The following is a 2,329-nucleotide window of genomic DNA, read 5'->3' as shown; positions in this document are numbered from 1 at the left end:
GACCGGCGACGAGGTGCTGCGCCGGGTGGCGCAGACGCTGGAGGCCAACGCGCCGGATGCCGAGAACACCTTCCGCTACGGCGGCGAGGAATTCGCGCTGATCCTCCCCGACAGCAGTCCCGAGGCGGCGCAGCAGACCGCCGAGCGGCTGCGCCGGGCGATCGGCGAGTTGAGCCCGTCCGACGCCGCCCTCCCGGACGTGACCATGAGCTTCGGCCTCGCCTTCTGCGACGCGCCGCTTGATCCCGATGCGCTTGTCCGGGCTGCGGATGCGGCGCTCTACGAGGCCAAGGCGCAGGGCCGCAACCGGGTCGTCATGAGCGGCGCCTGACCGAAAACACCAACCGAGGGCACATCATCAGGGCCGTGTTCGCGCGTCACAGTGCCTGCGAGCATTGAGGCTTGCGATGCCAAGAGACGAGCGGTATCAAAATGATATGACGGCAATGTATAGTTTGGCTTTCGCCCATAGAAGGCCCACGCGAATGATCAATCCGACTGGACTGCTGCGACGCAAGCAAGTCGAAGCACGGCTGAAGTGTTGGCAGATCGCTCATTCCTGCGGCCGACAAGGCAGAACGGAACAGGACAGCGCGCCATTGCCCCTGCGGTTCCAGATCTGGGCGCAGCTTCCCCACCTTAGGCTAACGGTTTCAATGGAATAATGCTAAGTCGTTTCCTCCGTCTTCAGGATGAGGAAGGGCGCATTGCTGCGTTACAGAGGTATGAGATACTCGATACGGCTCCGGAAGAGGAGTTCGAGAGCATAATCAGCCTGCTGATGTCTGTTTTTAAAGCTCCAGTTGCAGCGATCTCATTGCTAGACGTTGATCGACAATGGTTCAAGGCTTCTGGAGGCATCGGCGCGGCAGAAGTCCCGCGATCTGCGTCAGCATGTGAGCAGGTAATCCGTTCAGGTCAGGTTGTCGCTGTCGAGGATGCCCGGCGTGACGAGAGATTTTCAGCAATTGGATCTTTTGCAGCAATAGAGAGATGCCAGAGTTATCTTGGCGCGCCCATTACTACGCCTGATGGTTACAACATAGGTTCGATTTGCATCATGGGCGTCGAACCGCGGAGGTTCAGCTCGGCAGATCACGAGGTAATGCGGAGCTTCGCGCGGCTTGTGATGTCTCAAATTGAGCTTCGATTGGTTGCCAGCTGCGATCTGCTGACGGGCGCTCTGAGCAGAAAAGGATTCGAGCGCGCCGCTTTGGACGCATTCGCGGCGCATCGTAAAGATGAAGTGCCTTCGTCGCTCGCCTTTATTGATCTGGATAACTTGCAGCGCATCAATGACACCTACGGCCGTCATGTTGGAGATAATGCGCTTCGCGCGTCAGTTTTTGCGGCCGCACAAGTTCTGCGGAGAACCGACGTGATAGGGAGGCTGGGTGGGGATGAGTTTGCAATCTTGTTGCGGGGAGCAGAGGCACGTGATGCTCATGTTGTTATGGATCGGGTCCGACTGGCAATCGAGGCAACAGCGATTCACGGTTGTTCAGGAACTCCTTTGACCGTCAGCATCGGCCTGACAGCTCTCAAGGCAGAATATGCGCGCCCCGAAACATGGTTTGCCGTCGCTGACAGTGCGCTCGTCAGGGCGAAACAAAATGGTCGGAATAGGGTCTTTTATCTTGCGTGAACCGCAACAAGATTCTCGCGCTCCCGTCAATTCCAGTTCTCCGAAGGCGCAAACTCGAGCCTAATCCTGCCACGCTGGAACGGCTACACAAAAATCGGCGGCTTGTCCGCACAGCTACATGGTTCATCACGAACGAATGTGGCGCTGGGAGGAGGTCGGAGGTGGACTTAGATAAGCCGTTTGAGTGGGCTCCTTATCCGATGCTCATCCTTGACAGCGAACTGACGATCTTGGCGTGCAACCGAGCTTATGAAGATGCCGTCTGCATCGACCGACAGAGCATGGTGGGTCGTCCGGTATTTGACGTTTTTAAGGACTCGGATCCAACTCGGATGCAGCAACTTCTAGCATCTTTTGCGCACGTCTTAAAGAGTGGAATGCCGCATCATATCCACCATCTTGAATATGACATAGCAGGGCACGCCAAACACCAAGCGCGACACTGGTCGATTAAAAATATCCCGCTGGCGAACGATGAGGGTGCTATCGTTGGCATTTTGAATTGCCCCACTGACATAACAGAGCTGGAGCGGTTGCGTCAGATCCACAGAGTGCGCGGAGCGACCCGGATTGCGACAGCTGCGGAACAGGACGAGCGGCTACGTGCTGCCGACCTTACCAGCATGCTGCATTCCGAAATGAACCGCCTGCATCAGTTGTTTCAACAGGCTCCAGGTTTCATAT

Annotated in this window: 3 protein-coding genes; all 3 read left to right on the top strand. The window is 56.8% G+C overall.

From position 1 onward, the window contains the following. A partial coding sequence (locus C5F48_RS23250) for a GGDEF domain-containing protein (protein WP_146170736.1) occupies window positions 1-331 on the top strand: 331 nt, incomplete at its 5' end. 333 nt (window positions 332-664) lie between these two features. Continuing rightward, window positions 665-1,645: a GGDEF domain-containing protein gene (locus tag C5F48_RS23245; protein WP_107666062.1), complete on the top strand. Its 981-nt coding sequence runs from the start codon at window positions 665-667 to the stop codon at window positions 1,643-1,645. A 161-nt stretch (window positions 1,646-1,806) separates the two neighbouring features. Further along, the coding region (locus tag C5F48_RS23240; RefSeq protein WP_146170735.1) for a PAS domain-containing protein at window positions 1,807-2,329 on the top strand (523 nt) is incomplete at its 3' end.

Origin of the sequence: Cereibacter changlensis JA139 (genome assembly GCF_003034985.1) — a bacterium.
In the GTDB taxonomy this organism is placed as follows: Bacteria; Pseudomonadota; Alphaproteobacteria; order Rhodobacterales; family Rhodobacteraceae; genus Cereibacter; species Cereibacter changlensis.
This window is presented reverse-complemented; position numbering and strand designations above follow the sequence as displayed.

Coding starts and splice junctions, on each gene's coding strand:
- C5F48_RS23245 (WP_107666062.1), top strand. CDS start 665: ATGCTAAGTCGTTTCCTCCGTCTTCAGGATGAGGAAGGGCGCATTGCT.